The following is a 13,752-nucleotide window of genomic DNA, read 5'->3' as shown; positions in this document are numbered from 1 at the left end:
AGGCGGCTCAGTGCGTCGGCAAGACGCAGACGGCGTCGAGACCCAGCACATGGTTGAGGCGGCCGAACGCCAGCCAGGAGCCGATACTCATGCTCAGTTCCACGATCTCTCGCTGGCTGTAGTGCGCGGTCATCCGCGCCCAGAACGCCTCGTCGAGGCCATGATGATCCACGGCATACCGCTCGGCGTACTCCGCTGCCAGCCGGGTGCGGTCGTCGAACGCCTCCGTGGTCCGCCACTCGGTGACCGCGTCGGCGAACTCCTCCTCGACCTTCTGCCCGTCGCGTTCGGTGCGCCAGTCGAGACAGAAGAGACAGCCGTTGATCTGCGCGATCCGCAGCCGCGCGGCCTCGAACTCGCGCAGTCCCAGGGTCGTGTGCTCGTACACCGACAGCGAGAAGTTCGCGGCGGCCATGCCGATGCCGGGCACCATCTCGCCCCACACGTAACCGATCGGTTCCTGGCCCTCGGGGATGTCGATGTTCATCCTTGCTTCCTTCCGAGTCGGCCGACTGCGGGGCGCAGCGGGACGTCGAGCGCGTCGTAGAGTCCGGGTTGCGCGTCCACGAGCCAGTCGATGGCGCCGACCAGGCGGCCGACCGCGGTGGCGTTGCCGCCCGCGGAGCGGTTCTCGCCCTCGTCGGTGGCCTCCACGGTGACCTCGATGCGCGGCCGGCCCTCGATGATCACGCGGTGTGCTCCGTCGCCGCCGTCGGGTGGCGTGGGCCAGTCCGCGGCGCAGGAGGCGTGGATGCGGGTGACGTGCTCGATGACGATGCGGGGTTCGCCCTCCACGATGCCCTGCACCTCGAACCGCACCGCGCCCTGGGTGCCGGCTTCGAACTCACCCATCGTCCGGGTGGTCACGGTCGTGTCCAGCGCACGCCGGTCCATCGTCTCGCGGATGTCGTCGAGTTCGGTGCCGAGCGCCCTGGCCATGAGCCGTATCTGCCCGCCCCAGACCATGGTCGGAATGGATGGCGCGAGCATGAGCGGCTCGTAGTCCATCGGATGGCCCATGCCGACCAGGTTCCGGACCGAGTCCTCCTGGTCGTAGGTGGAGTAGTCGAAGATCTCCTGGCAGCGGATCGCGTCGATGGTGGTGCCGAGTCCGCTGATCAGCAGGGGCAGCACGTCGTTGCCCCAGCCGGGGTCGACGCCGGAGACGAAGAGGGAGCCGCCGCCGTCCGCGATGGCCTGGAGGACCGGTTCCCGGAACTCCGGCGGCGCGCTGCGGTGGTCGTAGAGCGGATACAGGGCGGGGGTGACGACGACGGCGCCGGAGCGGACGGCCCGGGTGATGTCGGCGAGTGCCTCGTCGGGCCGAATGTCGCCGGTTGCCGCGTAGACCACGGCTCGGTGGCCCGCAGCCAGTACGGCCTCGATGTCGTCGCTCGCCGCGATGCCCAGGCGGTGGCCAAGTCCCCCGAGTTCGCCCGCGTCGCGGCCGACCTTGTCGGGGTGGTGGACGATGACGTCCGCGAGTTTCAGCGCCGGATGGGCCTCGACGGCGCGGATGGCCGCGCGGCCGACGTTGCCGGTGCCCCAGACCACTGTGGCAATCATGCGGCGGAGGGTAGCGAGGGGGCCTGAAGGTTCCTAGTGCCGTGCTGCAGGTTCCTGGCGTCGCGACCTGGGCTGCCGGGGCTCGGATCTGTGTTCCTGGCACGGAGATCCGGGTTCCTGACACGGATCTCCGTCTCCCGGGCGGCGACTTCGGGGTTCTGACGCCGCGTCCGAAACGCCAGGCCGCGCCACCCCTTCCGCCGCATAGAAATATCTACAAGCATGCATATGCCAAGACCGACCTCCGGAGTATCCGCAGGTGGGCGCCCGGCCGTACTCTCCCCTGCACCTGGCACGGCGGAGCTGTGACCAACCGGAGAACGACATGACGAACTCGCTGTGGATGCAAGGCGTGGAGTGGCTCGCGGCGGCCGCTCCGGACCCCCGGGCGTGCAAGCGCGCGTGGGACCAGGGCACCGGCACCGTGCTCCTGGAGGCCGGACGGTACTGGGACGTGCTGAGCGTTCCCGATCAGCTCGGCCTGCTCACCCTCGACGTCCTGTGGCAAGAGCCGCTCCAGGTGCCCGGCCCCACGTTGGTGGACACCGCCGCGCAGAGAGTCGGCTTCTTCCTGCCGCCCGATCCCGCGAGCCACTGGGTCGGAGCGGGCCTGCGCCATGCCGGCAAGGGCACCTGGGTCGCGGTTCCGCCGCCGTACCGGCCCGCGCGCTTCCTGGAGTGGCTCATCCCGCCCGACGGCACGGGCGCCCTGCACTCCCCCGTCACTCTGGAGCGGGCGCTGGGCCGGGCGAACGGCACCCTGGCGACGCTGGCGCCGTTGCGGGAGGGGTAGGGCCCGGTGGGTGCGACCGGCACGGTTTCGCGCCCCAGTGCCCGCACTCGATGACTGGTGGAACTGTTTCTCAACCTAGAGCTTGAGAAAATCAACCACACCGCTCTACGTTGGGAATGTGAAGAGTTACCAGCAGTACTGCTCGGTGGCCCGCTCGCTGGACATCGTCGGGGATCGGTGGGTGCTGCTCATCGTCCGGGAGCTTCTGGCGCTGGGGCCGAGTCGATACAGCGATCTCAAGCGCGGCCTGCCCGGAATCGCGACGAATCTGCTCGCCGACCGGCTCAGGGCCATGGAGGCCGAGGGTCTGATCGAACGCAGTGCCGCGCCACCACCAGTGGGGGCCACGCTGTTTCAGCTGACTGCCCAGGGCCGGGAGCTGCAGGGTGTGCTGCTCGCGCTGGCCCAGTGGGGGTTGGGGCGAATGACGACCGGCCCTGGCCCCGAGGACGCGGTGCAGCCGCAATGGGCCGCGCTGCTCGGCGGATTGATGCTGTCCGACCGCCTCGCGCCGGACAGCGAGTTCATCCTCGGCGTCGAGTGCGGGGGCGAGGCGATGCGCCTGATCCTGCGGCCGGGCGGCTTCGAGACGCGCCGCGGCACGGCACCGGACGCCGATGTCACGCTCACGGGCCCGGCCCAGCTCGTCGGCGCCGTCCTGTCCGGATTGCTGAGTCCGAGCCAGGCGACCCGGCAGGGCCTGCGGATCACCGGCGCACGGAAGTTGCTGCACGACCTTGTCAGCGCGGCGCCCACCGGAGCGTCCGATTGATCCCATGAGGAGCAGCGTCATGACCTACACCGAAACCGACATCGTCACCACTGTCGAGCAGCTCACGGGAGCAAGCCTGTCCGCATTGCCGCGGACGCAGTGGGAGGACATCGACCAGTTCCACGCCGGCGGGTCCGAAGCGATCGAGCGCCTGATCCCGCATCTGGCACTCACCGCCGGAGCGACGGCGCTGGACGTCGGGTCCGGCCTCGGCGGTCCCGCACGGCAGATCGCCCGGGCCACCGGCTGCAACGTCGTCGGCGTCGACATCACCACCGCCTATGTGGAGGCCGCTCAGGCCCTGTCCGACGCCGCGGGGCTCGCAGAACGGACCAGGTTCTTCCGCAGCGACATCGGCGCCCTCGGCCACACCGGGTTCGACGCCGCCTACACCGTCCACGTCCAGATGAACATCGAGGACAAGAAGGTGTTCTACTCCGAGATCGCTCGCCGTCTGCGGCCGGGAGCGCGGCTGGCGATCTTCGAGGTCTGCCGAGGCGCCGACGGCGAGTTGGCCCTGCCGCTGCCCTGGTCGCTCGACGGCACCGACAGTCACCTGGTCACCGCCGACGAGCTGCGCGACACCGTCCAGTCCAGCGGCTTCACACTCCTGGACTGGGCCGACGAAAGCACCTGGGCGCGGCAGTGGTTCGACGATCTGGGCCGCCGGCTCGCGGCCGGGACAGCCCCGGCCACCCTCCCGGCGTTGCTCACCGACGGCCCCGCGCGCATGCTCAACTTCGCGGTCGCAACGGCCACAGGCGCTGTGACCCTCCATCGTGGCGCGTTCACTGTCACCGCGTGAGGGGTTCGACGCAGCGTCACGGCCGGGTGCGGAACCATCCGGAGCGGCAAGGGACACCACCACGGCGTCGCTGAGCGTTGACCGGATTCCTATCATGTCCGCAGCACGACTTTCATCGAGTGAGCGGGGGACGGCTGATGCAGGATGAGGATGGGCTTCTGGTCGAGGCCCTCGGTGCGCTCGCCGGGGGCCTGGGCCGCCGGGGCGCGGAGTTCACCGCCAAGCGTTTGAAGAAGAACGTCCACGAGATCGATCTGCGCCTGCCGTTGGCCTTCGAGGACGCCGTGGAGCGCACGCACGACGTACTTACTGCGCTGGGCCGCCAGGTCGATCCACTGGAACCACAGCCCTCCGCGGACCGGCGAACGATTCGCGTGATCGCGGCAGGCGGAGCCGGCGGCCTGAATCCGGTCGTGGTCACCGCAGTGCTCACGAGGGCGGAGGCAGCGGCCACCGGAGTCCTGCTGCGAGCAGCCGCCAAAGAAGGGCTGATCAAACAACGGGCCGGAGAGAAGACCGCCCAGCGCGTCGCCATGCTCCTGGCGGAGTAGCACCCAGCCACGTGGCTGCCCACTCGGGGAGCCACGTCCGCCAGGAAGTGCTTGGCCGGCCCCAGTCTGCGCCGGGACATCCACGACGGCCTCCAGGGTGTGGAGAACCGGAACAGCGCGAACACTGTGTGGGTGGCCGTCCTCAGCTCCGGTCGGCGACTGAGCCGGAACTCCCCGGAGAGGCGAGCAGTGCGGATGTTCCCCGGCTGGGCCATGCGATGTCGTCTACGGCGAGAAACGGCTCGCCGGCCACGGTCGCGGGGGTTACGCCGGTGAACGCCACGACATCCCGATGCAGGTGGGACTGGTCGGCATAGCCGCTGTCGGCCGCGACGTGGGCCGCGCTTTCGCCCGCGACCAGACGATGGGCAGCATGGTCGAAGCGGACCAGCTTCACGGCGCGCTTGGGCGGCAGGCCGAGCTGCGACCGGAAGCGAGACCAGAGCCGTTTACGGCTCCATCCGACCTCGGTCGCAAGTCCGTCGACCCGGGTCAGCCCACGGCTGACGACGATCCGGTGCCAGGCCCAGGCCACCTCCGGGTCCACCGGCGGCCCCGCCTCATGCCGGCGGGCGAGCAGCGCGTCCGTCAACGCGAAGCGATCCTGCCAGGACGAGACATCGCCGAGTCGCTCGCGGATCCGTGACGCCTCCCGGCCCCACAGGTCGCCCAACGACACGACAGCGCCGTCGAGTTCGGCGGGCGAGGCGCCCAGGATCGCGCGTGCGATCACCGGGGACAGGCGCACCTGCACGCACTCGACGTTCTCTCCCCGCGCCCGCACCGCGCCGCCGGACCCCAGCCCGGGCCCGGCGACGATGCTTCCCCGCTGCTGCCGCCCTGCGGCACAGTCAAGGACGGGCGAGCCGGCGCCGAACTCCAGGAGCATCGTCACGGCCGGGTGCGGAACCATCCGGAGCGCGTCCAGGTCACGGACACGGAACCCGGCCATGGTCAGACCGGCCACCCGGCTGGGCCGCTGCGGGCATGCGACGTCCCACACAGCTGCACCGTGTATGAACGTTTCCACCGTCCCATGCTAGTGGGCCGGTTGAGGGGAACATTCGTCCAATCCTTGGCGGCTACCGGCGGAGACAGTGGGCTCATGACTGTTTCTGACGGCGCACCGCACGTGAACGACGACGCCGAGGCCACCGGGAGTTCGACCCTGTCACTGGACGACAGCGACATCTACGCGTGCCAGGACGGCCCCCGCGACGCCCACGCCCTTCTGCTCATCCATGGCTCCGCGTCCTCGACCCGTTCGTGGGACCCGCTGGTTCCACTGCTGACCGGATCTCACCGCGTCATCCGGATCGACCTCCTCGGGCACGGCCGGTCGGCCAAGCCGGCCGACCGCAGCTACGCGATCCCGGACCAGGCACACCGGGCCGCAGCGGTACTGGACCGGCTCGGCGTCGAGCACGCCGTGGTCGTCGGTCATTCCAGCGGCGGTGTGGTCGCCACCGCCCTCGCCGAACAGCGGCCCGACCTGGTGACCGCGCTCGCGCTCGTCAACACCGGCCCCAGCCTGGACGCCTTCATCGCACCGCAGTCCGCCGCAATCGGCCCCTCCCAGTGGCCGCCGACCGACGAGCAGCTCCGGCAGTTCGCGAGCACGGGCTTCAGCCGCGCGGGCTACAAGATCCCAGAAGAGCTCCTGGACGACGTACGCGCAATGACCTACCACTCGCTGACCACGACGATGCAGGCCACCCGCGCCTACCTGGAGCAGCGGGCGCTGCCGGACCGGCTGGCGGCCCTGGGCAAGCCGCTCCTGGTGATCTTCGGCGAGGACGACCGCAGATGGCGATCCTCATCCGCCTCCGGCTACCGCGCCGTTCCGGGCGCAAGGGTCGAGCTGCTGCCCGGCCTCGGACACTCGCCCCTGCTCGAGGACCCGCCGCGGACCGCCACCCCCCTGCTGGCCTTCACCGCAATCCACGCCGTACGGACGGACTGAATGAAAAGGCAGGGTGCCATGCGGATTCTGGTCTCCGGCGCCGGCGTTGCCGGTCCGGTGCTGGCCTACTGGCTCACCAGGCACGGCTTCTCGGTCACCGTCGTCGAGCGCGCGCCGGCTCTGCGCAGGACCGGCGGCCACGCGGTCGACCTGTTTCGGCCCGCGATGAACATCTCGGAGAAGATGGGCCTGATCCCGCGTGTCGAGGAACGGGCCACCGGCGCGAACCGGATGACCGTCTACCAGGAGGGCGCACGGCGTCCCGTCCGGGCGGACCTCTCCAAGATCTTCGGTGCCACCTCCGACCGGCACCTCGAGATCATGCGCGACGACCTGAGCGAGATCTACTACGACGCCACACGCGACGACGTCGGGTACGTCTTCGGCGACTCGATCACCGCGATCTCGCCCGACGGCGAGGTGCGGTTCGAAAACGCCGCGCCGCGCCGCTTCGACGTCGTCGTCGGCGCGGACGGGCTGCACTCCAACGTGCGCCGCCTCGTCTTCGACGACGAGTCCCGCTGCAACGCCTTCATCGGGGCCTACCTCGGGGTGCTGACCCTGCCGAACGTCTCCGCCCTCGACGGCGAGCTCCTCATCCACGTCGGCGTCGGCCGCACTGCCGGCATGTACGGCGCACGGCACCTCGGCGACGCGCGGGCGCTGTTCCTGTTCCGGAGCGAGCGCGAACTCGACTACCACCGACACGACGTGCCCCGGCAGAAGGAGCTGCTGCGCGGTGCGTTCGCCGGCATGCACGCCCACGTGGACCGCTGGCTGGATGAACTCGACCGCACCCCGGCGTTCTACTTCGACTCGATCACCCAGCTCCGCATGGACACCTGGTCGCAGGGGAGGGTGACGCTCGTCGGCGACGCGGGCTACTGCCCCGGTCCGGCCGTCGGCGGGAGCACCACCCTGGCTGTCGTCGGCGCGTACGTCCTCGCCGGAGAGCTGGCACGGGCGGGCGGCGACCACGAGCGCGCCTTCCCCGCCTACGAGCGCGCGATGGCGGAGCATGTGCGGGGCAGCCGCGCGGTCGCGCTGAGCGCGGCGAAGGCCCTGATCCCCACGTCCCACCTCGGCGTATGGGGACTGGCCCAGGGCGCCCGCCTGATCTCCGCCCTGCCGGCGGCCCCCAGCCGCGCTCTCGTTCGCCTCACCACCAAGAGCGCACGCCTCTACAACTCCGTGACCATCGACGACTACCGGCCGTCGCCCGCCGCATCAGGGCGTTTGGGCAGCCTCGCGGGCGGCTTCGGAGACGGCCTCGGGGCGGAGTGAGGAGTGCTCGCCGCCCCTTACGCCGCCCCCGGCCCCGCTTCCTCGCCCCTCAGGAAGTTGCTGACCTGACAGGCGAGGCTCTCCCGGGCCGCAGCGGACGGCGTACCGGCTTCGGGGCCCTCGGAGTGGAGGCCGATGCCGCCCGACCACAGGTAGCGGTCGGTCCACTCGTCGTCGACCTTCAGCACGATCTGGATGTCCACCTGGGAGAGGCAGGCGTCCGCGCCCGCGGCGTAGGCCACGGCGGTGACGCGGCGCAGCGGGTAGACGTCGAAGCCCTCGATGAACTGGGAGTTCCGCCAGTCGAGGAAGGCGCTTTCGCCGTCGGGGCCGATGCGGATGTCGATTTGTCCGTCTTCGAGGTGGATGCCGACGTGTTCGGTCGCGCGGTTCTCGACGGTCACGCGGAAGCGGAAGTAGGTGAGCCCCTCGGCGGCGTCGTCGCGGCCGCGCGGCGGTTCCGCCGGCTCCAAGCCGTGGACACGGACGCGAAGGCCGGCGTGCTCGTCGCACTCCTGCCAGTCCCCGGTCACATTCGGCTCGTACACAATCCACCTCTCGACTTCAGAGAGCTGCTTCCTATCTGGGCGCTCAACGAAGTGTCAAATGGATGGAACGGGCTGTGGCCAGGGATTTTCGTCCGATAGATCGTCGATCAAGCCGTGCGCAGCCAGAACCTTTCCGAGGAGGCCCCGGCGCCGGTTCCGCGCGTGCTGCACATCACGTTCGTCCCCGCCGGGCGAATGCCGTCCCGACCGCCGTGACGCACCTGTCGCACCCGACCCCCGTACGGGCGCGAGCCGGCGTCACGGCGGTCCGGTGGCCGCCGGGGAGAGCGGGCGTGGATCAGGGGCGCTGGGCGGGTTGGATGTTCTGGTTGAGGCGGAACAGGTTGTCCGGGTCGCGGTCGGCCTTGATGCGGGACAGGCGGGCGTAGTTGTCGCGGTAGCTGGCCCGGACGCGTTCCTGGCCCTCGTCCATCATCATGTTGACGTAGGCGCCGCCGGCCGAGAACGGGTGGAGGGCCTCGAAGTAGTCGACGCACCAGCGCTTGATCAGCTCCGCGTTGCCGGGGTCGGCGTCGACGCCGGCGAAGACGGAGGCCCAGCGGGCGTCGCGGTAGCTCCAGGCGGTGTCGGTGGGTCCGTGGTCGTGGACGGCGCCGTCGATGGGGTACAGGTGCATGGTCGACTTCCAGGTCGGCAGCTCGGCGCCGAACTTGGCGTGCTGGTCGACCGCGTCGGCGGGGATCTCGTTGACGAAGTCGGCTCGCCAGTACCACTGGTCGCCGGGCGGGTAGAGCCCGTCGAACGCGGACTGGATCGCGGGGTGCGGCATCGGTGCGGGGCCGTGCAGCAGTGGCGCGGGCAGGGCGTCGAGGAGGGGTGCCATCGCGCGGGCCGCAGCCTCCGGGTCGGCGCCGGCGTAGCACCAGACGACGCCGCAGATCTTGCGCAGATGCAGGTCTTCGGGGAACGGCGGGGCCGGCGGGACGGAACCGAACAGGAAGAAGCCGTTCAGTTCGCGGGGTGCGTGCGGGATGAAGTCGCGGTAGGCGGTGAGGACTTCGGCGCCGAGCTCGACGGGCCAGAAGGTGGGGCCCGCCACCACGGTGCTCAGCTCGTGCAGCCGGAACCGGAATGACGTCACGACGCCGAAGTTGCCGCCGCCCCCGCGGATCGCCCAGTAGAGGTCGGCGTTCTCGTCGGCACTCGCGCGGACCTGCTCGCCGCTCGCCAGGACGAGGTCGGCTTCCAGGAGGTTGTCGATGGTGAGGCCGTGGGTGCGGGCGAGATGACCGATGCCGCCGCCGAGGGTGAGTCCTCCGACGCCGGTGGTGGAGATGATGCCGCTGGGCGTGGCCAGGCCGTGCGCGTTGGTGGCGCGGTCGACCTCGCCCCATACGCAGCCGCCGCCGACGCGGACCGTCCGGGCCTCGGCGTCGACCTGTATGTCCTTGAGCGGTGACAGGTCGACGAGCACGCCGTCGTCGCAGGAGCCCAGGCCCGCTCCGTGGTGGCCGCCGCCGCGGACCGCGAGCGGCAGGCCGCGCTCGCGCGCGAAGCCGACGGCGTGAGCGACGTCCTTGGCGTTGGTGCAGCTGGCGACCAGGGCGGGCCGCCGGTCGATCATCGCGTTGTAGATGCTGCGGGCCTCCTCGTAGCCGGAGTCCTCCGGTCCGGTCAGCTTCCCTTCGAATCCGGTCAGTTCCTGGCGTGCTGCCTGTGCCGGTGTGATGGACATGTGCATCCCCCCGTGTCTGGGGCGGCGCGCGGGGCTCGTGTGTCCGCGTCCCTGGCGTCCGTCCCCGCTGATGGGTCCGATACGCCTGTTCTAGCCTGATTCCCGTACGCAGATATCCGTGCGCGTCACCCAGCTCGCCGCCCTCGGCTACCTACCTTTCGGCCTCCGGGTTTCGACGGCGATCAGCTCCGCGGCAGCAGGCCCAGCTCCTCGGCGCGGGCGGCGGCCTGGCGGCGGGTGTGCACGCCGAGTTTGTCCAGCACCGCGGAGACGTGGTTGTCGACGGTGCGCACCGAGACCACCAGCCGGTCGGCGATCTCGGGGTTCGTCAGCCCCTGCACCAGCAACCGCATGACCTGAAGCTGGCGCTCGGTGAGACCGGCGGGGTTCTCCCGGGTCGCCGCGAGCGGGCCGCGCGGGATGCGGCGTACGCCGAGGCCGCGCAGCTCGGCGCGGATCAGGCGGGCCAGGGGTTCCGCGCCCAGCGCGTCGAGTGCGGCGAGCGCGGTGAGCTTGTCGGCCGGGTCCGGGCTCTCGGCCAGGGCGGCGGCGTGCTCGTACGGGCAGCCTGCCCTCTGCCAGGCGTGCGCGGCCTCGCGCCAGTGGCCCGCGGTCTGCAGGGCGTACGGGTGCTGCGAGCCGTCGACCGTGACGGGCCGGCCGGCTTTGGCGAGCCAGTAGCCGAGTTCCGCCCGCGCCGGTACGGCGTCCAGCCGGCAGGCCTCCGCGTACACCGGGCCGGCGGCTTCGGTAACCGCGAGGTGGTCGCCGCGCAGCCACGCGGCCTCGGCGCGGGCGGCGGCGACGGGTCCGGTGCGCTGGAGTTCGCGGCTGCGCACGGCGATCTCCCAGGCCTGTGCGAGCAGTTCGTCGCCGCCGTTTCTGCCGCGCCGCACCCGCACCCGGGCCAGTACCGTCAGGGCCGGGCAGCGGGCGGGCACGAAGTCGTGCGCACCCGCCTCCGCATGCCGCTCGGCGTCCTCCCAGTCCGCGGCGGCGAGCCGGCGCATGGCCAGCTCGACGTTGAGATAGCTCAGAAAGCCCAGGTGTTCGGCGCGGTCCGCGAGTTCCACGGCCGGTGCCAGGAAGCGGTCTGCCTCGGTGTACTCGAGTCTTTCGAGGAGTGTCCAGATGATGTTGGCGTAGGACCGGCACGCGTGCTCGACCTCGCCGGCCGCCAGCGCCACCTTCAGGCTCTCCTCCAACTGGGCGCGGCCCAGCGGGTCGCCGGTGCGCCAGCGGGACGCGCCGACGTTGTTGAGGGCGTGCGCGAGGATCCCCATGTCGCCCGCGCGCCGGGCGAGCGCGATGGCGCGCTCGCCGAAGGCGATCGCCTGGGTGTGCCGGTCGGAGAGCATGTGCAGCTGGGAGGTGTTGCTGAGGGCGAGCGCGAGCAGCCGGTCGTCGCCCGCCGGTTCCAGGACGGTGATGGCCTCGCGGGCCGCCTCCCGCGCCTGTTCGGCGTCACCGGCCCACCAGTGGATCCGCGAGAGCCAGCGCAGATCGGCGCCGAGCGCCCGCATGTCGCCGAGCGACCGGCGCAACGCGACCGCCTCCCGCTCGGCGGTGACGGCGGCCGCGGAGTCCGCGATGGTGTAGCTCTCCACCGCGTACTGCTCCAGCAGGTCGGCGAGTTCGGCCGGGGCGAACCGCTCGCGCCGGCGCAGGACGAGCCGCAGATGGGCGGCGGACTCGCGGTGCGCTCCGGCGCGGGAGGCGTCGCGGGCCGCGTCGGGGCCGTAGCGCGCTATGGCGTCCTCGTCGCCTGCCTGCGCCGCGTGGTGGACGATCCGGGAGGAGTCTGCTCCGGGCAGGGCGACGAGGGCGGCGAGCACGTCACGGTTCAGTTCGATACGGCGGGCGGCGGGCAGCGAGTCGGCGACGGCGCGGCGGATCAGCTCGTGCCGGAATCCGGCGCGCTCCGGGGTCACGACCAGCAGTCCGCGCCGCTCCGCCGCGGTCAGCGCGGCCACGCCGTCCTTCAACAGCGCGTCGACCAGCCGGTGTTCGACCGCGGACGGCACCACGGCCAGCTGCTCCAGCGCGTCCCGGGTGGCGTCGTCCAGCCCGCGCAGCCTGGCCAGTACGGCGTCGACGACGGTCGGCGGAACGCCGCCGGTGCCACCGGCCGCCAGCACTTCGGCGACGAAGAAGGGGTTGCCCGACGTCACCTCGTACACCTGGGCCGGATCCAGTCGGCTGGCCACGCTCAGCCGGCGGACGGCGTCCGGGGAGAGCCGGGAGAGCGGAAAGCGGTGCACGCGCTCCGCCCGGGAGACCTGGCCGAGCAGATGGCGCAGGGGATGCTCCCGGCTCAACTCGTCGTCCCGGTAGGTCAGCACGAGTACGGCGGGCAGCCGCTCGACCCGGCGGACCAGGAAGCGCAGGGCGTCGAGTGATGCCTCGTCGGCCCAGTGGACGTCCTCGATCACGAGTACCGCAGGGTGCGGGGCCCTGTTCAGCTCCGCGCGCAGGGCGTCGTAGACCCGATGCCGGTCGCCGCCTTCGGTGAGCGCGCGGGCCAGTTCCGTGCCGACACTGCCGACGAGGTCGCGGAAGGGGCCGAGCGGTCGTCGTGTCGCCAGGTCGTCGCACTCCCCCAGCAGCACGCGTACGTCGGCGGGCAGCACCTCCGGCAGGGCCTTGACCAGGCTGGACTTGCCGATTCCGGCCTCTCCGAAGACGAGCGCGACCGATCCGGCGCCATCGGCCGCTTTTCGTGCGGCGGCAGCCAGTTGTCCGAGCTCGTCATCGCGTTCGAGGATCCCCCAATCCACGGCGCAATTCTGGCACGCGCCCGGCCCAGGCCACTGCTGTCGGCGCGAGGTCGTGCAGTTCCCGCAGTGCGGCCGCGACGGCGGGACGCTGGTGGCCGGCGCCGCGTGTGCAGGAGAGCAGTTTGCGGTGCGGGTTGCCGGCGCAGGGGACGCGGCTGATCGGCAGCTGGGGTGCGAGGTGGGCGAGGCGGGGAATCAGGGCGACGCCAAGGCCGTGGGCGACCAGATGCGCGGTGACGTTCCAGTCCACTGCGTAATGGACGAAGTCGGGCGTGAAGCCGGCGGCGCCGCACGCCGACAGCACGTGCGAGCGGCAGGGGCTTTCCGCAGAGGGGGCGATCCACTCCTCGCGCGCGGCCTCCGCGAGGTCGATGCGCGCGAGCCCCGCCAGGCGGTGGGTGGCCGGGACCACCAGGTCGAACGGATCGTCCAGGAGCGGCTGTTGGTCGAAGCGGACGTCGCTGAGCGGCGGGTTGTGCGGGGTGGCCTCGACGACCGCGAGGTCGATCTCCCCTTCGAAGAGCAGGTCGAAGCTCTCCGGGGCCATGACTTCCTGGATCCTGACCGTCAACCGTGGGTGGCGTGTACGCAGCTGGGCGGCCATCGGGGCGAGGAGCACCGTGATGGCCATGGGGAAGCCGCTGACGCGCAGCAGTCCGGCGGGCGCTCCGTGGTCGGCCCGCAGATCGAGCTCGGCCTGTTCCCAGCGGGCCTGGATCGCGTCGGCATGCGCGAGGAGGCTGTGCGCGGCCGGGGTGAGCCGCACACCGCGGCCCTGTGGTTCCAGCAGCTGGACGTCCAGGTCCCGGGCGAGTTGGCGGATCTGCTGTGAGGCGGCGGACGGTGTGAAGTGCAGTGCTTGGGCGGCGGCGGTGACGGTGCCGTAGTGGTCGACCGCTCGCAGGACGTGAAGGCGGCGCAGGTCAATCATGAAGCCCACGCTTCAAGATGAGGTCCAGAAAGTCAACCTGGACGTACACGGTGGCGCCGATCCACC

13 protein-coding genes are annotated in these 13,752 nt (G+C 71.2%); 6 read left to right on the top strand and 7 right to left on the bottom strand.

Translation table 11 applies throughout. The features are described from left to right. Positions 1–7: 7 nt before the first annotated feature. On the bottom strand, positions 8–487 hold the full coding sequence (locus AB5J56_RS43760; RefSeq protein ID WP_369241881.1) for a carboxymuconolactone decarboxylase family protein: 480 nt from the start codon (positions 485–487) through the stop codon (positions 8–10). Then, the gene (locus tag AB5J56_RS43755; protein WP_369241879.1) at positions 484–1,566 is read right to left on the bottom strand and encodes a dihydrodipicolinate reductase; all 1,083 of its coding nucleotides are present in this window, start codon (positions 1,564–1,566) and stop codon (positions 484–486) included. Before AB5J56_RS43755 ends, AB5J56_RS43760 begins: the two co-directional genes overlap by 4 nt. Positions 1,567–1,891: 325 nt before the next feature. Between AB5J56_RS43755 and AB5J56_RS43750 the strand changes: the two genes are divergently transcribed. From AB5J56_RS43750 to AB5J56_RS43735, 4 genes are all read left to right on the top strand, one after another. After that, complete coding sequence (locus tag AB5J56_RS43750; protein WP_369241877.1) at positions 1,892–2,359, top strand: hypothetical protein; 468 nt, start codon at positions 1,892–1,894, stop codon at positions 2,357–2,359. Positions 2,360–2,477: 118 nt separating this feature from the next. Further along, complete coding sequence (locus AB5J56_RS43745) at positions 2,478–3,131, top strand: winged helix-turn-helix transcriptional regulator (protein ID WP_369241875.1); 654 nt, start codon at positions 2,478–2,480, stop codon at positions 3,129–3,131. A gap of 19 nt (positions 3,132–3,150) precedes the next feature. After that, complete coding sequence (locus AB5J56_RS43740) at positions 3,151–3,936, top strand: cyclopropane-fatty-acyl-phospholipid synthase family protein (protein WP_369241873.1); 786 nt, start codon at positions 3,151–3,153, stop codon at positions 3,934–3,936. 137 nt (positions 3,937–4,073) lie between these two features. Then, positions 4,074–4,487, top strand: coding sequence for a hypothetical protein (locus AB5J56_RS43735; protein ID WP_369241871.1), 414 nt, complete (start codon positions 4,074–4,076; stop codon positions 4,485–4,487). 142 nt (positions 4,488–4,629) lie between these two features. Here AB5J56_RS43735 and AB5J56_RS43730 read toward each other — a convergent pair whose 3' ends face one another. Beyond that, positions 4,630–5,517, bottom strand: coding sequence for a helix-turn-helix domain-containing protein (locus AB5J56_RS43730; protein ID WP_369241869.1), 888 nt, complete (start codon positions 5,515–5,517; stop codon positions 4,630–4,632). 75 nt (positions 5,518–5,592) lie between these two features. On the opposite strand from AB5J56_RS43730, the gene AB5J56_RS43725 reads away from it, so the two are divergent. After that, positions 5,593–6,450, top strand: a complete 858-nt coding sequence (locus tag AB5J56_RS43725; RefSeq protein ID WP_369241867.1) for an alpha/beta fold hydrolase — start codon at positions 5,593–5,595, stop codon at positions 6,448–6,450. Positions 6,451–6,468: 18 nt separating this feature from the next. Beyond that, a complete protein-coding gene (locus AB5J56_RS43720; RefSeq protein ID WP_369241865.1) occupies positions 6,469–7,734 on the top strand; it encodes an FAD-dependent monooxygenase in 1,266 nt (421 codons plus the stop codon). Positions 7,735–7,751: 17 nt separating this feature from the next. Here AB5J56_RS43720 and AB5J56_RS43715 read toward each other — a convergent pair whose 3' ends face one another. From AB5J56_RS43715 to AB5J56_RS43700, 4 genes are all read right to left on the bottom strand, one after another. Continuing rightward, entirely contained in the window at positions 7,752–8,282 is a 531-nt protein-coding gene (locus AB5J56_RS43715) for a hypothetical protein (protein ID WP_369241863.1), read from the bottom strand. Between the two features lie 298 nt (positions 8,283–8,580). Beyond that, positions 8,581–9,978, bottom strand: coding sequence for an FAD-binding oxidoreductase (locus AB5J56_RS43710; protein WP_369241861.1), 1,398 nt, complete (start codon positions 9,976–9,978; stop codon positions 8,581–8,583). 182 nt (positions 9,979–10,160) lie between these two features. Further along, positions 10,161–12,755 carry a helix-turn-helix transcriptional regulator gene (locus AB5J56_RS43705; RefSeq protein ID WP_369241859.1) on the bottom strand — a complete coding sequence of 865 codons (2,595 nt, stop codon included), beginning with the start codon at positions 12,753–12,755 and terminating at the stop codon, positions 10,161–10,163. Beyond that, positions 12,727–13,686, bottom strand: a complete 960-nt coding sequence (locus AB5J56_RS43700; RefSeq protein ID WP_369241857.1) for a LysR family transcriptional regulator — start codon at positions 13,684–13,686, stop codon at positions 12,727–12,729. Before AB5J56_RS43700 ends, AB5J56_RS43705 begins: the two co-directional genes overlap by 29 nt. Positions 13,687–13,752: the final 66 nt, after the last annotated feature.

The organism is Streptomyces sp. R21 (assembly GCF_041051975.1).
Lineage (GTDB): Bacteria > Actinomycetota > Actinomycetes > Streptomycetales > Streptomycetaceae > Streptomyces.
The sequence above is the reverse complement of the archived record's forward strand: the minus strand, read 5'-3'. Positions and strand labels throughout refer to the sequence as shown.